This window comes from Leisingera sp. McT4-56, from assembly GCF_020514995.1.
Lineage (GTDB): Bacteria > Pseudomonadota > Alphaproteobacteria > Rhodobacterales > Rhodobacteraceae > Leisingera > Leisingera aquaemixtae_A.
Window position 1 is genome coordinate 33,901 of record NZ_JAJALF010000013.1, and the last position, 16,242, is coordinate 50,142.

Genomic DNA, 16,242 nt, shown 5'->3' on the forward strand with positions numbered 1-16,242 from the left:
TTAATTTATCTGATCAAGTATTTAAGAACAAACGGGCTTACCGGCTTCGACTTCAGCAAAACAGGAACCGCCTCTCATATTGAGGGGGACTCTTTACCTGCTTCTCGGCTTCATCATACGGGCATTCCCGAACGGAGTAATCGCGGTGCAGTCCCCCCGGCAGCACCCGCGGCCTGGGCAGCCACTCACGCACGCCAGGCAATGAAGGGCAGCTGCTTAGGCTGCCCTTCTTCCTGTTTTCACTGGTGAGGCCGCTGAAGAGGGAAATGCTGAACAAAAAAGGCCCCGGCAAAAACCGGGGCCTGTCTTTTCTGCTTCCCGCGGGGATTAATCGAGGGTGCGGGTCACTTCTTCGCGTTCGAAGATTTCGATCACGTCATTCGGGCGGATATCGTCGTAGTTCTCGAACGCCATACCGCATTCCTGACCGGACTGAACCTCAGAGACCTCATCCTTGAAGCGCTTCAGGGTCTTCAGCGTGCCTTCGTGGATCACAACGTTGTCACGCAGTAGGCGCACACCGGCCGAGCGGCGGGCAACGCCCTCGGTGACCAGACAGCCGGCAACTTTGCCAACACCCGTGACCTTGAAGACTTCCTTGATCTGCGCATAGCCGATGAAGTTTTCGCGGATCTCCGCCGACAGCAGGCCCGAAGCCGCTGCTTTTACGTCATCCACCAGGTCATAGATCACCGAGTAGTAGCGGATCTCCACACCCTTTTGGTTGGCGGTGTTACGGGCCGAGGCATTGGCACGGACGTTGAAGCCCATGATCGGTGCACCGGAGGCTTCCGCCAAGCCGACGTCGGTCTCGGTGATCGCGCCAACTCCGGAGTGCAGCACGCGCACGCGCACTTCCTCGTTACCGATCTTCTCCATCGCCTGAACGATGGCTTCGGCGGAACCTTGCACGTCGGCTTTGACCAGGATCGGCAGTTCAGAGACGTTTTCGTCTTCCTTCGCCTTGGCCATCAGCTGTTCCAGAGTGGTCGCGGCACCAGCGGCGGCACGTTTGTCCTTGGCGGCCTGCTCGCGGTAGGCGGCGATTTCGCGCGCCTGCGCTTCGGTTTCGGTTACGTTCAGAACGTCGCCTGCTTCCGGAGTGCCGTTGAGACCAAGAACCTCGACCGGAACCGAGGGGCCCGCTTCCTGAACGCGCTCGCCCTTGTCGTTGATCAGCGCGCGGACCTTGCCGTACTGCTCACCCACAACAAAGATATCGCCCTGGCGCAGGGTGCCGTTCTGAACCAGAACGGTGGCAACCGGGCCGCGGCCCACATCCAGCTGCGCCTCGATCACGGCACCCTGTGCAGCGCGGTCAGGGTTGGCTTTCAGTTCCAGGATTTCCGCTTGCAGCGCAATGGCTTCCAGAAGCTCATCCAGACCCTGACCAGTAACAGCGGAGACTTCCACATCCTGCACTTCACCGGACATCTGCTCCACGATCACCTCGTGCTGCAGCAGGTCGGTGCGGACCTTCATCGGGTCTGCTGCCGGTTTGTCGATCTTGTTGATCGCGACGATCATCGGAACTCCAGCGGCCTTGGCGTGGTTGATCGCCTCGACGGTCTGCGGCATCACCGCGTCGTCCGCGGCCACAACCAGAACCACGATATCGGTCACCTGCGCACCACGCGAGCGCATCGAGGTGAAGGCAGCGTGGCCCGGGGTATCCAGGAAGCTCAGCACGGTGCCGCCTTCAGTGGTTACCTGGTAGGCGCCGATGTGCTGGGTGATGCCGCCGGCTTCGCCTGCCACCACACGCGCATCGCGGATGGCGTCCAGCAGCGAGGTTTTGCCGTGGTCGACGTGGCCCATGATGGTGATGACCGGCGGACGCGGTTTCAGGTCCTCTTCCTTGTCCTCGACCTCCTTGATCACATCCTCGACGTCCGCATCGGAAACGCGGGTGACTTTGTGGCCGAATTCCTCGATGATCAGCTCGGCGGTATCGGCGTCGATCGACTGGTTCTGGGTGACCATCATTCCCATCTGCATGAGCGACTTCACCACATCGGCGACGCGCTCGGCCATACGGTTGGCGAGTTCGGAAACCACAATAGTTTCCGGCAGCTGCACGTCGCGCACAACCTTTTCACGCTCGACAGAACCGCCCATGGCTTTCTGGCGCGCGCGTTCCTGCTTGCGCTTCATTGCAGCCATCGAACGCTGGCGGTTGCCTTCACCGCCGGTTGCCTGGCCCAGAGTCAGCTTGCCGGAGCGGCGGTTGTCGTCACGGCCCTTGCCGCGTGCCGGGCGCTGCTCGCGTTCCCGGTCGGCTTTGCGGGGCGCTGCAGCGGGAGCAGGCTTGCTGGGGGCAGGACGCTCTGCCTTGGCAGCAGCAGGTGCGGGCGCAGCGGCGGCACGTTTGGCCTCTTCTTCGGCCTCGATGCGCTTGCGCTCTTCCTCTTCAGCCTTCTGACGGGCGCGCTCTTCAGCTTCGCGCTGCTCGCGTTCCTTGGCTTCCTGCTCCGCCCGGCGGCGCTCACGCTCTTCGGCGCGGGCCTTTTCCTCGGCTTCGCGCTGCGCGGCTTCTTCAGCCTCGCGGGCCTTGGCGGCCTGCAGAGCCTTCAGGCGGCGTTCCATTTCTGCGTCGCTAATGCCGGCAGGCCGGCGCGATCCGGATGTGGAAGGCGCGGCACCGCTGCCGCCCTTGGCCGCACCCGGCTTGGGAACCACAACGCGCTTGCGCTTGGTTTCCACCACGACATTCTTGGTCCGTCCATGGCTGAAACTCTGTTTCACGTTCCCCGGACGGGAACCCCCACGCAGACCCAGTGTCTTTTTGCCGTCACTATCGCTCATAAAGCTACTTATCCTTCCGTGCGGCCGTTGCCGCCCACCATTTCGCGCAAACCTTGCAGTCGTTGCGCCTCATCTACAACACGTTTGCTGAGTCCGCCAGAGGCGAGGGCGGCATGGATCGCAGTTTGGCGTCCAAATGCCATTCCCAGCTCGTCCGCCGTGAGGCAGCCGATGAATTTGCCCTTGTAGGGCGTGCTCAGCTTCGACTTTCCGCGCCCCGACCCGTCGGAGGCCTGGATCAGCACCCGCGCCTCTTCCTTGGCCAGCCAGTCCTTGACCCGCTCAAAGCCGGACACCGCATCGCCCGACTTGCGCGCCAGGCTGATCAGTTCGATCACCCGTCGAGCGACCTGGCGCTCGACATCCTGAACCAGCTCTTCCGGCACCTGGACCTGCGCCTTGAACCCGCGGGCAAACAGCTTCTTCTTGACCGCAGTGCCCAGGGCTTCCCGGCTGGAGGTGACATAGACGCCGCGGCCGGGCAGTTTACCCATCACGTCGGGCACGACCCGCCCCTCAGGGCCCATCACAAAACGGATGAGGCCCTGTTTGGGCTGGGACTCGCCGGTCGCGAGGCATTTGCGCTCGCTTTCGCCGGTCCGGTCTTTTGTTGCGCCACCGCGGGTCATGCAGTTCTCCCGTGCAAAGCCTGAAATCAGGCTTCGCCTTCCTCTTCGCCAGCTTCTTCGCCTTCAGCCGCTTCGGCTTCCAGCTCCGCCGGATCTACCCAGCCCAGCATGATGCGGGCGGTCATCACCAGATCCTGCGCTTCTTCCAGGGACACGCCGAAAGGTTCCAGGATGCCATCATCCTTGACCCGTTCGCCGCCATCGGTGGTCCAGCCGCCGGCCAGTTCCCAGTCCGCGCAGGTGGCGAAGTCTTCCAGCGATTTCACGCCGTCCTTGGCCAGCGCCTCGACCATCTGAGGGGTCAGGCCCTCAAACTGGATCAGGCTGTCTTCGGCACCCAGTTCACGGGCCGCGTCCAGCGCCGCCTTGGCCTGGGCTTCCAGGTAGTCGCGGGCGCGGGCCTGCAATTCCTCGGCAGTGCCTTCGTCGACACCGTCGATGACCAGCAGTTCGTCCAGCTCAACATACGCAACCTCTTCGAGGTTGGTGAAACCTTCGGACACCAGCAGCTGGGCAAAGAACTCGTCCAGATCCAGGGTTTCCATGAACAGCTTGGTCCGTGCCTCGAATTCCTTCTGGCGGCGGGCCGATTCTTCTTCCTCGGTCATGATATCAATGTCGAGACCGGTAAGCTGCGACGCCAGGCGCACGTTCTGGCCGCGGCGGCCGATGGCCAGGCTCAGCTGCTCTTCCGGAACCACGACCTCGATCTTGCCGGCTTCCTCGTCCAGGACCACCTTGGACACTTCTGCAGGCTGCAGCGCGTTCACCAGGAAAGTCGGCTGATCTTCGTTCCACGGGATGATGTCGATCTTCTCGCCCTGCAGCTCGTTCACCACAGCCTGCACGCGGGAGCCGCGCATACCCACACATGCGCCGACCGGATCGATCGAGCCGTCGTAGGAGATAACGGCAATCTTGGCGCGCGAACCGGGATCGCGGGCAACGGCCTTGATCTCGATAATGCCATCGTAGATTTCCGGCACTTCCATCTTGAACAGTTCAGCCATGAATTCCGGCGCGGTGCGCGACAGGAAGATCTGCGGGCCGCGCGGTTCGCGGCGCACATCCTTGATATAGCAGCGCACACGATCATTCGGGCGGTAGCTTTCGCGGCCGATCTTCTCGTTGCGGCGCAGGATCGCTTCGCCGGCGCCCACATCGACGATGACGTTGCCGTATTCCTCGCGCTTGACCAGGCCGTTGATGATGGTGCCTGCGCGGTCCTTGAATTCTTCGTACTGGCGGTCGCGCTCTGCTTCGCGGACCTTCTGCAGGATCACCTGCTTGGCCGACTGGGCGGCGATCCGGCCCATCTCAACCGGCGGCACTTCCTCGACGAAGGTCTGGCCCACTTCAGGGTCCGCCATGTACTGGCGCGCCTGCTCGACGGTCATCTCGGCCTGATAGTTTTCCAGCTCATCATCGGCCACGACGGTGCGCACGCGGGTAAAGGTGGCGCGGCCGGTCTTGCGGTCGATCGAGACACGGATGTCCATCTCGGCGCCGTAGCGGCTTTTGGCCGCACGGGCGAGGCTCTCTTCCATCGCCTCGATCACCAGACCGGGGTCGATCATCTTTTCGCGCGCCACGGCCTCGGCGGTTTGCAACAGCTCCAGCTGGTTTGCAGAGGTGATAGCCATTACTTGTTCTCCTCTTCGGACTCTTCGGTCTCGATTTCGTCGAATGCGTCTTCGTTCAGCGTGCCGGCCTCTTTGCGCTGGCGCAGCATTTCCTTGATCAGATCATCAGTCAGGACCAGCTTGGCGTCGCTCAGCCAGTCGAATTTCAGACCAATGGTCACGGTTTCGCCCTGATCGTCGATGTTGATCAGAACTTCATCCTCTTCAGTGCCCGCCAGTTCGCCCTTGAAGCGACGGCGGCCGCCGACCATCTCAGCGGTTTCCAGCTTGGCCTCGTAGCCTTCGAACATCTCGAAGTCCTTCAGCCGGGTCAGCGGCCGGTCGATGCCGGGGCTGGAGACCTCCAGCGCATAGGCATCGATGATCGGATCCTCGACATCCAGCACCGCGCTCACGGCGTTCGAAATTTCGGCGCAGTCATCCACCTCGATGCCGCCATCCGGCTTGTCAGCCATGATCTGCAGCGTGGTCGCCTTACCAGACATCAGCCGGATTCGCACCAGCTCATATCCCAGATCCTCGATCACCGGGGTGACGATCTCGGCCAGGCGCCGGTCGATGGCAGCTTTGGCAATCAGGTCGTTGGTCATCAGACCTCCACTTGGGGCGTGCAGACAAAGGCCTGCAAACACAAAAAAACGGGCGCGCGGCCCGTCGAATTTCCCGGTGGAGCCTTGAGCCAGAGGTTCAACGCGCCGCTGTTGTCAAAGGCATATAGGGGGAATTGGGGAAAACTGCAAGGCTTGTGTTTTCACCGGCTCCGAGGGGGCCTAAACTCGCCACCAGCGTTCAGCGATACGGCCATCGTCCAGCGGTGCGCGCTTACCAACTTTGCGCGGAATGCCGACATCGTGGCGGGCGGCCAATGCCATATCCCTGGAGGAAGGATAGTACAGGAACTCCCCGCGCTTCAGCAGGCCCCGCGGCTCCGGCAGGGCAGCCACATCGACATAGCCGTCGCGCAGCGCCTCGGCCCGGACTGCAGAGTCCGGGATCACGATAATATCAATCGTATCCGCCCAGCCAGCAACGCCAGCCTTGTAATGGCCGGGCACTTTCGCTGCGCGGAAATGACGGTCCTCCTGAGCACGTTCAACCCGGTAACATCCGGTCCCGACTGCATCAGTCAGCGGCACGGGAAGTTTCCCGCCCGGGGCAATCAGCTGATCCGCATTGGCCAGCAGATAGGGCAGATGCGGGTTGGGCTGCGCCAGTTCCAGCAGCAGCTGATGGCCGCCCAGCGCGGTGACAGACCGTACATCTGCACCGGTCACACCCAACGCGTTGAGCGAGGCCGCGGCATCCGCCGCCGTCAGCGGTGAGCCGTCGTGAAAAGCGACACCGTCGCGCAGATCAAAGGTCCAGGTTCGTGCATCCGGCGCCGATTGCCAGCTGGTTGCCAGCTCCCCGCGCAGCAGCCCGTCAGGCGCGATTTCCGTCAGCGTGTCATAGACCGCGCCGCGGGCAGCCTGCTCCAGCATTCCGCCCTCACGCGGCACTGCCAGGCGCAGCACACCGCCAGCCTTGGGCGACGCATGAACCGACCCCCCAGCTGCCGCCAGCAAGGCTGCAGCAGCACCCGAGGTGAACAGCGCACGGCGGTCGATGCGCGTCATGGCACAAGCTCTCCTGCGATCCGGTCCATCGCCCGGACCAGCTCTGCGCTGATTCCCGGCTCCGACAGAGCATGGCCCGCATTGCGCACCATCTTCAACTCCGCATTTGGCCACAGCTCGTTCAGGCGCCAGGCGGAGGACGGCGGGCAGATCATGTCATAGCGGCCCTGCACGATCACACCCGGAATATGGGAAATACGCCCCATATTGGCGAGGATCTGGCCATCGTAGTCTAGGAACCCGCCGCTGCTGAAATAGTGATTCTCCAGCCGGGCAAAGGCACGAGCGTAATCGCCAGGGCTTTCTCCGCTGTGGCCATTAGAATGCACCGAAGCCAGCGCGTTTTCCCAAGCCGACCAGGCCCGGCCATAGCGCACTTCTTCGTCCAGGTTTCCGGAGAACAGCCGTTTCTTGTAAGCAGCGATCATATCGCCCCGCTCCGCATCGGGAATCAGCGAGACAAACTTGGCCCAGGTCTCTGGCCAGAACTTGCCCGCGCCGCCGCCATAGAACCAGTCCAGCTCAGCCTTGGTCATCAGGAAAACGCCGCGCAGGATGATCTGGTGCACCCGGTTTGGATGGGTCTGGGCATAGATAAGCGCTAGTGTCGCCCCCCAGCTGCCGCCGAACAGGATCCACGAGTCGATTCCCAGCTGCGAACGGATAAGCTCCATGTCGGACACCAGGTGCCAGGTGGTATTGTTCTCGCAGGAAGCATAGGGGCGCGACCGGCCGCAGCCGCGCTGGTCGAACAGGATGATTCGATAGACATGCGGATCGAAGTAGCGCCGCATCGCTGGGCTGCTGCCGCCCCCGGGGCCGCCATGGCATACGATCACCGGAATGCCGTTGGGATTGCCGCTTTGCTCCGCATAGATACGGTGGCCCTGGCCTGCGTCGATCATACGCTGGTCAAAAGGCTCAACCGGCGGGTAAAGATAATGCACAGCGCGCTTTTGGTCCGGGTATCTATCCATTACTGACCTTAGTGAAACGTCAGACTACAAAAGAGCACACGGAGACAGGAATGCAAGCGCCTCAATCCACGGTCGACCCTGCGGAAATCGCCAAATTCGAAGCGATGGCGGCGGAGTGGTGGGATCCGAACGGCAAGTTCAAGCCCCTGCATATGCTGAACCCGTGCCGTCTCGACTACATCACCAGCCAGATCGCTGGCGAATTCGGCCGCGACCTCAGGTCACAGCGCCCGTTTGAGGGTCTGCGGCTTCTGGATATCGGCTGCGGCGGCGGGCTGCTGAGCGAGCCGATGGCGCGGCTGGGCGCCACCGTCATCGGCGCGGACGCAGCCGAAGGAAATCTGCCGGTGGCCCGCATTCATGCCGAGCAATCCGGGCTGGAAATAGATTACCGCCACACCACCGCGGAAGCGCTGGCCGAGGCAGGCGAACAATTCGACGTCGTGCTGAACATGGAAGTGGTGGAGCATGTCGCCGATCCGCTCAGCTACCTGACGGCCACGCAGCAGCTTCTGAAACCCGGCGGCTTAGAGATCTGCTCAACCATCAACCGCAACCCCAAGAGCTTTGCGATGGCAATTGTCGGGGCCGAGGTGATCATGCGCTGGCTGCCGCGCGGCACCCATGAATGGTCCAAGTTCATTACCCCCGACGAACTGTTCGAGCTATTGCGCAACGCCGAGCTGAAACCGGTGGACCGAAAAGGATTCGTGTTCAACCCGATCACCTGGAACTGGTCGATCTCCGAGCGCGACCTGTCGGTCAACTACGTGACTGCCAGCGTGAAACCTGGCTGAGAAATCGGCCCGTGATGCCTGATCACGACAGCGGCTTATCCGAAAGGATAGGGAGTAATCCCTATGCACACTTTGTCGGCTGTGGCCGGCTTGCTATCGTCAGATAGCGGATTTGGAATGTTTTCCGCTCCGCAAACGGGCGCAAGCCCAACAACCAAGTGAATGCTTGCCACTTTTAAACGGGTGGGTCCGCCCAAAGGTTACCGGGACCGCCACTCACGGACCGATGGGGAAGAAAGGCGCCTGCTTGCAGGTGTCTTTCTTTTTTGAAAGGTGTCCGCGCCTAGCCGAGTGCGGCCGTTTGGATCAGCCGCTCTCTTCCAGCTTGCCTCGGAGTTCCCGCAAAATCGGGAGGGTGGCCCGGACCCTGTCGCTGCCCAACTCCCCGACAACTTCGGAAATGACCGGGATGATCCCGGCCAGCGCCGCATCACGGGCCTGTTTTCCTGCCGGACTGATCGCCACCATTTTGCGCCGCGCATCGTCCCAATCGGGACGCACATGGATATAGCCAGCCACTTCCAGCTTGTTCAGGGTGTTGGTCATGGCGCCGCGTGTCACATGGAACGCTTTGGCCAGTTGCGCAGGCGACCTTTCAAGCCCGGCACGGGCCAAATGGTTCAGCACTGAAAAATGCGACAGTTCCATACCCTTGGGCAGCACTTTGCTGAGGCGTGACCGGGCCAGCTGGTCAGCCATCAAAATCTCGCTGAACAGCGAGACTGCCAGGGAATGGGTCTCGTCCATCAGGGTCCGTCGAACTCCCGGTCATGGGTCAAAGAAGGCACACGTTTTCGTGCTTCTGCCACTTTTTCGAAGTCGAGATCAACGTAAGTCACGCCTGGTTCCTGACCCGCATCTGCCAGAACTTCGCCCCACGGGGCAATGGCCAGCGAATGGCCGAAGGTCTTTCGGCTGGGACCGCGGGAAGCTGGGTGCTTTCCGGTTTGCGCAGGCGCCAGCACGAAACAACCGGTCTCGATCGCCCGCGCGCGCAGCAGCGAATGCCAATGCGCGGCACCAGTCACATAGGAAAAAGCGGCGGGTACGGTGATGATCTGCGCGCCGCCCTTGGCCAGAGTCCGGTGCAGATGCGGGAAGCGCACGTCATAACATATGGTCATGCCGATTTTGGCAAACGGCGTGTCTGCCACAACCGCCTTGGTACCCGGGCGGTATCCGTCGGATTCTCGGTAGGTTTCCTCCGGTGTAACCTCGACATCGAACATGTGGATTTTGTCATAACGCGCCTTGATCTCTCCTTGCGGGGAAATCAGGAACTGGCGGTTGGCAAAGCGGCCGTCATCGTCATGGGTCTTTATCCCCAACGATCCGAGCAGCAGCCACACCCCATGCCTGGCTGCTTCTTCCTGCAAGGCCGCCAGAGTTGGATCATCTTCCTCGTGGCACAGCACACCATTCTGATGCGTCCGGCTGCCTGACAGGCAATTGGTGACCTCCGGCGTTAGTACAAACCCGGCACCGCCGCGCACAGCTTCCGCCATCATTGCCTTCACTGTTTCCAGGTTTTCGGCCGGAAGATCAGTGGATGTCATCTGAAGCAAAGCTGTACGCATGTCGATTCTCCGGGCTCAGGCCGCAAGCAGCGGGTCCAGCTTGCCCGCCTGCTCAAGCGCGTAAAGATCATCACAGCCACCGACGTGGGTATCGCCGATGAAGATCTGCGGCACCGTGCGGCCGCCATTGGCGCGCTGGATCATTTCCGCTTTGCGATCCGGTTGCGCCAGCACGTTAATTTCCGAAAATGTAACACCTTTCTGGTTCAGCAGCCGCTTGGCAGCGTGGCAAAAGCCGCAGAGCGGCGAGGTGTAGATTTCGACCGGTTTCATTCAGGACCCCATATTCTGGTTTCGAAGGTTGTGGAGGAATTGGGCATTCATTGCAACAATTGCCAGTGGTCGGCCCGCGGCCTCACGCTTGCGTGACCCGGGCCAGAACCGCCACCCTCACTTCTGCCGCACCCGCTTGCAGGCAGGCATCGGTGCAGGCGCTGAGCGTGGCGCCAGACGTCATCACATCATCCACGATCAGCACGGCCCGCCCTTTGATCCTTGCCTTCCGGCATCGCGGGACAGTTATGGCAGAGCCCAGGATCTGAAAGCGCTGATCTCGCGTTTTCCCCTCCAGCGCCGGTGTTCGCCGAGCGCGTCTTAGCAGGTCCGGGCAATGCTCCAGCCCCGCGCGCCGGGCCAGCGCCCCCGCCAGCAAGGCGGATTGATTGTACTTGCGCTTCAGCAGCCGGGTCCAATGCAGCGGCACCGGGCAGACCAGCGGATGACTGTCCAGCAGCTGTTCAGAAGCCCTTTGCAGCCAGCCGGCGGCCGTGTCGGCAATTTCCGTGCGGTCCCCATGCTTAAAGGCCAGCACCAGCCTGCGGCCCTGCCCCTCATAAAGCAGTACAGACCGCCCCTGGTTCCAAGGCCGCGGATGGCGCATGCAGCTGTCGCATTCCAGCCGAAACCCGTCCGCCTCCCCAGGCAGCGGGACACCGCAGCCTTCGCAAACTGTGCCGCTTATGAAATGCATGCCCGACCAGCAGTCGGCGCAAAGACCGAAGTCGCTGCCAACCAGCCCGCCGCAGCCCAGGCATTGTGCAGGGTAGATCAGTGAAACAGCGGTTTGAATCCGGGCCGTCAGCATCTAAATAGCCCCCATGACACAAGCACCCATGCAGCTTTTCGACCGCCGCGCCTTGGAAGCCCGCCGTTCACGCCGGCAGCCGGATGCCCTGTTCCTGCACCAGATGGCACGGGACGAGGCAGAGGATCGCCTAAGCTTGGTTAACAGAACCTTTACAGCCCCGGCGGTGGTCTGCCCCTTTCCGGAGGTTTGGGAAGGATCGCTGCCAGGCGCGAAGATTGTGGAAGATCAGGATGTGCTGGCGCTGGAGGAAGGTGCCCATGATGTGGTGATCCACGCCATGTGCCTGCATTGGGCCAATGATCCTGTCGGCCAGCTGATCCAATGCCGCCGTGCTCTGAAGGAGGACGGTTTGCTGCTGGTGATCACGCTGGGCGGCCAGACCCTGCACGAACTGCGCGCAGCCATGGCGGAAGCCGAAACCGTGGTGCTGGGCGGGCTCTCGCCACGGGTTGCGCCAATGGGAGAGATTCGCGATCTAGGCGGCTTGCTTCAGCGTGCGGGCTTCGCCCTGCCGGTTGCGGATCTGGTGCCGCTCACTGCCGAATACCGCGACCTTACCCATTTGATACACGACCTGCGCGGCATGGGGGAAACCAACGTACTTGCCCAGCGCCTGAAACGCCCGGCGCCGCGCGGCCTGTTCCAACTGGCCGATCACATTTACCGGGAGCATTTCGCCAACACCGAGGGCCGCCTGCCCGCCACCTTCGAACTTGTTTGCCTGACCGGCTGGTCGCCTTCGGACAGCCAGCAGAAGCCGCTGCGCCCGGGGTCAGCCCAAATGCGCCTGGCGGATGCGCTGAAAGTGCCGGAGACCAAACTTTGAACCCGGTCAGTTTCCGCTATAACTGCGCCAATGTGATCCAATTGGCCTTCTGCCCGTAAAGACAGTAACTTGCCTTCGTTCAACGAACTCTCAATTCCACAGGACCTGCCCATGCTGGACGCCGCCCGGACCGCCAATTGCCCTGCCCACGCCCCTGCCGATCACCCGAAGATCCCGGCGGAGAAGGTCGGCATCCTGCTGGCCAACCTTGGCACACCGGACGACTACTCCTACTGGCCGATGCGCCGGTACCTGAATGAGTTCCTGTCCGACAAGCGGGTCATAGATTACCCGTCCTGGAAATGGCAGCCGCTTCTGCAGCTGATCATCCTGACCAAACGCCCGTTCTCCTCAGGTGCGGCCTATAAATCTATCTGGAACCACGACAAGGGCGAAAGCCCGCTGATGACCATCACCAAGGATCAGACCGCCAAGATGGCCGCAGCGATGAAAGCCCGTTACGGCGATCAGGTGATGGTCGATTTCTGCATGCGTTACGGCAATCCCTCCACCAAGTCCAAGGTGCGGGAACTGATAGCGGCCGGCTGCCAGAAGATCCTGTTTGTGCCGCTGTACCCGCAGTACGCCGGCGCCACGTCGGGCACCGCCAATGACCAGTTCTTCCGCGCGCTGATGGAAGAGCCCTGGCAGCCCGCCGCCCGCACCATCGCACCGTATTTCGATCAGCCCGCCTATATCGACGCTTTGGCACGATCGGTGGAAGAAGCCTATGCCAAAGCCGAGAAACGCCCGGATATTCTGGTAGTTTCCTACCATGGGATGCCAAAGCGGTATCTGGTGCAGGGTGACCCCTATCACTGCCAGTGCCAGAAAACGACGCGGCTGCTGAAGGAGCGGCTTGGTTGGAACGACACCCAGATTACCAGCACTTTCCAGTCGGTATTCGGGCCTGAAGAATGGCTTAAACCCTACACGGTTGATCACGTCGCCACGCTGGCCAAGGAAGGCAAGAAGAGCATCGCAGTGATTGCGCCGGCCTTCTCGGCGGACTGCATCGAGACGCTGGAAGAAATCAACGAAGAGATCCGCGAGAGCTTTGAGCACGCAGGCGGAGAAGACTTCCTTTATATCCCCTGCCTCAATGACGATGACGATCACGTCGCGGCATTGGCAGGCGTGATTGAGGAAAACCTGAAAGGCTGGCTGGACTAACCCTCCGCCTCAGTCCAAAAAGTATCCAATATTCAATTTCCGGACCTGCCGGAACACGGGGAGATATTGGATGACGCTTGCGCATTGGGCAGCTGCACTCCGGGAGCATTGGGGAATTGAGGCGGAGCTGACTCGCCTGGATGGAGAATACGACCTGAACTTCCTGGCCAAAGGGCTGGACGGCCAAGGTTATATCCTCAAGGCCATGCGCCCCGGCTGCGAGGAATGGCTGGTCGATATGCAGGTGAAGGCATTCGAGCATATCGCAGAGCGGCAGCCGGACCTGCCCTGTCCGCGGGTCATTGCCTCTGCCACCGGAAAATCTTTGCTGACCCTGCCAGACGAGGAAGGTCAGGACCGCCTGGTCTGGCTGCTGAACCAACTGCCGGGGCGCTGCTACGCCAAGACAGAGCCCAAAAGCGATGCGCTGATCCATGAGATCGGGGAGGTTCTGGGCGGCTCGGCCAAGGCGCTGAAAGATTTCCAGCACGAAGGGATGACGCGCGATTTCAAATGGGATCTGATGCGCGCAGGCTGGATCCAGGACCAGCTTTCCTGCGTCACGAATCCCGCGCGCCGGGCGATCTTGGAACAGATTTCAGCGGAATTTGCTGGATTAGAGCCTGATCTGACAGCGTTGCCCGCGCAGGCCGTCCACAATGATGCCAACGATTATAACATCATGGTGGCAGGTATTTTGAACGAGCCGCGCCGGGTGTCCGGCCTGATCGACCTGGGCGACATGTGCGCTGCGCCGCGGATCTGCGATCTGGCAATTGCCGCGGCTTACATTGTGCTGGACCACCCGGCACCCGAGGCCGCACTTGCGTCACTGGTCGCGGGCTACCACGACAGCTACCCGCTCACCGCTGCCGAACTGGACATGGTCTGGCCGCTGCTGCGGATGCGTCTGGCGGTCAGCGTGGTGAACTCCACCCTGATGGCCGTGGAAAACCCGGATGATCCATATGTCACCATCTCCCAGGCGCCGGCCTGGCGGTTCCTGGAAGGCAATAAACTGCACGGCGGCCTGCTGACGGCCCGGCTTAGGGCCGCCTGCGGTCTGCCGGTAGTCGAGGGCGCGGACCGCGTGATGGCCTGGCTGGAACAGGAACGCGGCAGCTTTGCCCCGCTAATGGGCTATGACTTGAATGACGCCCCGATGGGCTCGCTGTCGGTCGAAAACTCCACATGGCCGCAGAATCCCTTCAATATGCCTTTGGAGGAAGCCGCTCGGGTTGGCGGCGAATTCGAGGACAACGGACGTGTATGGCTTGGCTACTACCACGAACCACGTCTGATCTATACCGATTGCGCCTTCCGCAAGGGACCGTTCAAATCAAGCAACCGCCGCACCGTGCACCTGGCCGTGGACGCCTTTGCTCCGGCGGGCACGCCACTGTTTGCGCCTTTGCGCGGCAAGGTTTTTGCCGCCGAATTCCGCAGCGGGCATCTGGACTACGGCGGCGTGATCATCCTGCGTCATGAAACGCCAGATGGAGATGCATTCTACACCCTTTACGGCCACCTGAACCCGGAGTTTCTGGACCGTCTGAAGCCGGGCGAAACGGTTGAAAAAGGCGAAGAGTTCTGCCGCTTGGGCGATCCTGGCCAGAACGGCGGCTGGGCGCCGCATGTGCATTTCCAGGTCGCGCTCAGCACCGAGGGAATCGAAACCGATTGGCCAGGCGTCGGGGACCCTGACGAAATGTACCTTTGGCACGCGCTCTGCCCGAACCCGGCAGCCCTTCTGAACCTGCCGGATGAAAAGGTCCTGTATCACCCCACGAGCAAGGAAGACGTGCTTGCCGGGCGCCGCGCCCATTTCGGCGGCAACCTCAGCCTCACCTACAGGGATCCGGTGATGCTGGTGCGCGGCTGGAAACACCATTTGTTTGACGAATGGGGACGGCCGTATCTGGACGCGTATAACAACGTGCCGCATGTAGGACATGCGCACCCGCGTATCCAAGCTGTTGCGGCAGACCAGCTGAAGCGGATGAACTCAAACACCCGCTATCTGCACCCGGCACAGACCGCCTTTGCCGAGAAGGTGCTGTCCAAGCTGCCTGATCGTTTCGAGATCTGCTTCTTTGTAAACTCGGGCACCGAGGCCAATGAGCTTGCCCTGCGCCTGGCCCGCGCCCATACCGGATCCAAAGGCATGGTGACGCCCGATCACGGCTATCATGGCAACACCACTGGCGCGATCAGCATTTCCGCCTACAAGTTCAACAAGCCTGGAGGAGTTGGACAGGCAGACTGGGTTGAGCTGGTCGAAGTAGCCGACGATTACCGCGGCTCCTTCCGCCGCGATGATCCTGACCGGGCGCAGAAATTTGCCAACCTTGTGGATCCGGCAATTGAACGCCTACTGAAGAAAGGCCACGGCGTTGCTGGATTCATCGCGGAAACCTTCCCCTCAGTTGGCGGGCAAATCATTCCGCCCAAGGGGTATCTGCCTGCGGTTTACGAGAAAATCCGCGCCGCAGGCGGGGTCTGCATTGCTGACGAGGTGCAAACCGGCCTTGGCCGCCTGGGAGACTTTTATTTCGGCTTCGAACATCAGGGAGCAATTCCTGACATTGTGGTCATGGGCAAGCCGATCGGCAACGGCCACCCCTTGGGCGTGCTGGTGACAACTAGGGAAATCGCCGACAGTTTCGATAACGGGATCGAGTTCTTTTCCACCTTCGGCGGCTCGACCCTGTCCTGCCGGATTGGCAAGGAGGTGCTGGATATTGTCGATACTGAAGGGCTGCAGGAAAACGCCCGCGTTCAGGGTGGCAGGCTGATGGCAGGCCTGAAAGCGCTGGAGCAGAAATATGCCTGCGTCGGCGATGTCCGCGGCATGGGTCTGTTTCTGGGTCTCGAACTGATCAACACGGATGGCTCTGAAGCCACGGAAATCTGCTCCTACGTCAAGAATAGGATGCGTGATTACCGGATTCTGATCGGCAGCGAGGGCCCCAAGGACAACATTCTGAAAATCCGCCCGCCCCTGACCATCGAATCAGACGACACAGACGTGATAGTCCGCACTCTGGACACTATCCTTCAAGAGGTGGAGGCAGCTTGACCACCCAGCCATTTCACATTCGGGCAACAAAAA

General features: G+C 61.3%; 14 protein-coding genes. 4 read left to right on the forward strand and 10 right to left on the reverse strand.

Going from position 1 to position 16,242, the window contains the following annotated elements:
- Positions 1-327: 327 nt before the first annotated feature.
- The 6 genes from infB to pip form a co-directional block, all read right to left on the reverse strand.
- Entirely contained in the window at positions 328-2,805 is a 2,478-nt protein-coding gene (infB, locus tag LHL23_RS14750; RefSeq protein WP_222476941.1) for a translation initiation factor IF-2, read from the reverse strand.
- 8 nt (positions 2,806-2,813) lie between these two features.
- On the reverse strand, positions 2,814-3,434 hold the full coding sequence (locus LHL23_RS14755) for an RNA-binding protein (RefSeq protein ID WP_226430446.1): 621 nt from the start codon (positions 3,432-3,434) through the stop codon (positions 2,814-2,816).
- A 26-nt stretch (positions 3,435-3,460) separates the two neighbouring features.
- Positions 3,461-5,077, reverse strand: coding sequence for a transcription termination factor NusA (nusA, locus tag LHL23_RS14760; RefSeq protein WP_222476930.1), 1,617 nt, complete (start codon positions 5,075-5,077; stop codon positions 3,461-3,463).
- Complete coding sequence (gene rimP, locus LHL23_RS14765; RefSeq protein WP_222476929.1) at positions 5,077-5,667, reverse strand: ribosome maturation factor RimP; 591 nt, start codon at positions 5,665-5,667, stop codon at positions 5,077-5,079. Before rimP ends, nusA begins: the two co-directional genes overlap by 1 nt.
- Positions 5,668-5,847: 180 nt before the next feature.
- The gene (locus tag LHL23_RS14770) at positions 5,848-6,693 is read right to left on the reverse strand and encodes an ABC transporter substrate-binding protein (protein ID WP_226430447.1); all 846 of its coding nucleotides are present in this window, start codon (positions 6,691-6,693) and stop codon (positions 5,848-5,850) included.
- Complete coding sequence (gene pip, locus LHL23_RS14775) at positions 6,690-7,670, reverse strand: prolyl aminopeptidase (protein WP_222476919.1); 981 nt, start codon at positions 7,668-7,670, stop codon at positions 6,690-6,692. Before pip ends, LHL23_RS14770 begins: the two co-directional genes overlap by 4 nt.
- A 50-nt stretch (positions 7,671-7,720) precedes the next feature.
- On the opposite strand from pip, the gene ubiG reads away from it, so the two are divergent.
- Positions 7,721-8,467: a bifunctional 2-polyprenyl-6-hydroxyphenol methylase/3-demethylubiquinol 3-O-methyltransferase UbiG gene (ubiG, locus tag LHL23_RS14780; protein WP_226430448.1), complete on the forward strand. Its 747-nt coding sequence runs from the start codon at positions 7,721-7,723 to the stop codon at positions 8,465-8,467.
- Positions 8,468-8,773: 306 nt separating this feature from the next.
- Here the strand turns inward: ubiG and LHL23_RS14785 are convergent, their stop codons facing one another.
- The 4 genes from LHL23_RS14785 to LHL23_RS14800 all read right to left on the reverse strand — a co-directional run bounded on the left by LHL23_RS14785 (position 8,774) and on the right by LHL23_RS14800 (position 11,128).
- On the reverse strand, positions 8,774-9,214 hold the full coding sequence (locus tag LHL23_RS14785; RefSeq protein WP_019295272.1) for a MarR family winged helix-turn-helix transcriptional regulator: 441 nt from the start codon (positions 9,212-9,214) through the stop codon (positions 8,774-8,776).
- A complete protein-coding gene (locus LHL23_RS14790; RefSeq protein WP_226430449.1) occupies positions 9,214-10,044 on the reverse strand; it encodes a carbon-nitrogen hydrolase family protein in 831 nt (276 codons plus the stop codon). The genes LHL23_RS14785 and LHL23_RS14790 overlap by 1 nt, the downstream gene beginning before the upstream one ends.
- A 15-nt stretch (positions 10,045-10,059) precedes the next feature.
- On the reverse strand, positions 10,060-10,317 hold the full coding sequence (gene grxC / locus LHL23_RS14795) for a glutaredoxin 3 (RefSeq protein ID WP_222476913.1): 258 nt from the start codon (positions 10,315-10,317) through the stop codon (positions 10,060-10,062).
- A gap of 82 nt (positions 10,318-10,399) precedes the next feature.
- Positions 10,400-11,128: a ComF family protein gene (locus LHL23_RS14800; RefSeq protein ID WP_226430450.1), complete on the reverse strand. Its 729-nt coding sequence runs from the start codon at positions 11,126-11,128 to the stop codon at positions 10,400-10,402.
- A gap of 13 nt (positions 11,129-11,141) precedes the next feature.
- Between LHL23_RS14800 and LHL23_RS14805 the strand changes: the two genes are divergently transcribed.
- The 3 genes from LHL23_RS14805 (at position 11,142) to LHL23_RS14815 (ending at position 16,209) form a co-directional block, all read left to right on the forward strand.
- Entirely contained in the window at positions 11,142-11,957 is an 816-nt protein-coding gene (locus tag LHL23_RS14805; RefSeq protein WP_226430451.1) for a methyltransferase domain-containing protein, read from the forward strand.
- 111 nt (positions 11,958-12,068) lie between these two features.
- Positions 12,069-13,130: a ferrochelatase gene (gene hemH / locus LHL23_RS14810; RefSeq protein WP_226430452.1), complete on the forward strand. Its 1,062-nt coding sequence runs from the start codon at positions 12,069-12,071 to the stop codon at positions 13,128-13,130.
- 70 nt (positions 13,131-13,200) lie between these two features.
- Positions 13,201-16,209 (forward strand): aminotransferase class III-fold pyridoxal phosphate-dependent enzyme, encoded by a 3,009-nt coding sequence (locus LHL23_RS14815; protein WP_226430453.1) that lies wholly within the window; start codon positions 13,201-13,203, stop codon positions 16,207-16,209.
- The last annotated feature ends 33 nt before the right edge of the window (positions 16,210-16,242 follow it).

Bases quoted from the DNA above. Each gene is read 5' to 3' on its own strand.
- pip (WP_222476919.1), bottom strand. From the start codon at position 7,670: ATGGATAGATACCCGGACCAAAAGCGCGCTGTGCATTATCTTTACCCG.
- LHL23_RS14770 (WP_226430447.1), bottom strand. From the start codon at position 6,693: ATGACGCGCATCGACCGCCGTGCGCTGTTCACCTCGGGTGCTGCTGCA.
- infB (WP_222476941.1), bottom strand. From the start codon at position 2,805: ATGAGCGATAGTGACGGCAAAAAGACACTGGGTCTGCGTGGGGGTTCC.
- hemH (WP_226430452.1), top strand. From the start codon at position 12,069: ATGCTGGACGCCGCCCGGACCGCCAATTGCCCTGCCCACGCCCCTGCC.
- ubiG (WP_226430448.1), top strand. From the start codon at position 7,721: ATGCAAGCGCCTCAATCCACGGTCGACCCTGCGGAAATCGCCAAATTC.
- LHL23_RS14785 (WP_019295272.1), bottom strand. From the start codon at position 9,214: ATGGACGAGACCCATTCCCTGGCAGTCTCGCTGTTCAGCGAGATTTTG.
- LHL23_RS14790 (WP_226430449.1), bottom strand. From the start codon at position 10,044: ATGCGTACAGCTTTGCTTCAGATGACATCCACTGATCTTCCGGCCGAA.
- LHL23_RS14755 (WP_226430446.1), bottom strand. From the start codon at position 3,434: ATGACCCGCGGTGGCGCAACAAAAGACCGGACCGGCGAAAGCGAGCGC.
- rimP (WP_222476929.1), bottom strand. From the start codon at position 5,667: ATGACCAACGACCTGATTGCCAAAGCTGCCATCGACCGGCGCCTGGCC.
- LHL23_RS14815 (WP_226430453.1), top strand. From the start codon at position 13,201: ATGACGCTTGCGCATTGGGCAGCTGCACTCCGGGAGCATTGGGGAATT.
- LHL23_RS14805 (WP_226430451.1), top strand. From the start codon at position 11,142: ATGACACAAGCACCCATGCAGCTTTTCGACCGCCGCGCCTTGGAAGCC.
- grxC (WP_222476913.1), bottom strand. From the start codon at position 10,317: ATGAAACCGGTCGAAATCTACACCTCGCCGCTCTGCGGCTTTTGCCAC.
- LHL23_RS14800 (WP_226430450.1), bottom strand. From the start codon at position 11,128: ATGCTGACGGCCCGGATTCAAACCGCTGTTTCACTGATCTACCCTGCA.
- nusA (WP_222476930.1), bottom strand. From the start codon at position 5,077: ATGGCTATCACCTCTGCAAACCAGCTGGAGCTGTTGCAAACCGCCGAG.